We start from the raw sequence: 1117 nt of genomic DNA on the forward strand, positions 1-1117 counted from the left end.
CCAGTCACGGCGGACAAGGTGCGCCAAGCAGAGGTCGGTGGGCATGGTGGTCTCCTGGAGTGAGGCATGGGAGCCACAGGAAACCACCAATGATTATGCGCAGGCGAGATCCGCCACCGGAGCCTGCAGAGGTGTTGGCCACGGCCATTTCAAGCCACGCCGCCGGCGACTCCGCATAATCGCGGACTGAACATAATTGCGCCCAATGGCAATCGGCCGGATCTGGTTCTCGATCCAGTTGTTGTCGATGGGGACGTTTCCATCGGTCAGGTAATGGGTCAGCGCCGCCCAACGCTTGAGGGTGTAGTCGATGGCCCTGGCGCTGGATGAGCCGTTGGGGATCTTCCCTCGGCAGGCCAGCAGCCAGGTCTTGAAGTCGTCCAGCAGCGGCTTCGCCTTGGCCTCCCGTAGTGCCTGGCGGGCTTCGGTCTTCAGCTCCCGCGCGTCTTGCTCGATGCCGTAAAGAGCGGCGATCCGCTCCAGCGCCTCTCCAGCGATCTGGCTTTGCCCGTGTTCCTGAAGCTCGAAGAACTTGCGCCGGGCGTGAGCCATGCAGCCCGCTTCCGTCACGCCTTTGGCGATCAAGGCCTTGTAGCCAGAGTAATCGTCGCAGACGAGGGTGCCGCGCCAGTCGACCAGGAAGTCCTGGGCATGCTTGCCTGCGCGGCTGTCGGCAAAGTCGTAGATCACCGCCCGGACCGGATCGTGGGCGCCGATGCTGTAGGACCACAGGTAGGCCCGATGAGTCTTGCCGGCCCCGGGATCGAGCATGGCCACTGGCGTCTCGTCGGCATGCAGTACCGGGAAGGCGAGGAGCTCGTCCTTCAGGGCATCGACCAGGGGCTGGAGCTGCACACCCATCTGGCCGACCCACTGGGCCAGCGTGGATTGGGGGATGGCGAGCCCCGCCCGGCCGAAGATCCCTTCCTGCCGGTAGAGCGGCAGATGATCCTGGTACTTGGCCACCAGCACCTGGGCGAGCAGCCCGGCGGTGGGGATGCCCTTGTCGATCACGTGGGCGGGCACCGGTGCCTGCACCAGGGTTTCGCAGTGGGCACACGCCCACTTGCCACGGATATGGCGCTCGACGCTGAAGGTGCCGGGGGTGTAGTCGAGC

The 1117-nt window shown here is 65.1% G+C and carries 1 pseudogene; it reads right to left on the bottom strand.

The features are described 5' to 3' along the window. Positions 1 to 159 precede the first annotated feature (159 nt). A pseudogene (locus tag GH681_RS23140) lies at positions 160 to 1117 on the bottom strand (IS66 family transposase); the annotation flags it as partial.

This window comes from Zoogloea sp. 1C4 (assembly GCF_009469605.1).
Taxonomy (GTDB): domain Bacteria; phylum Pseudomonadota; class Gammaproteobacteria; order Burkholderiales; family Rhodocyclaceae; genus Zoogloea; species Zoogloea oryzae.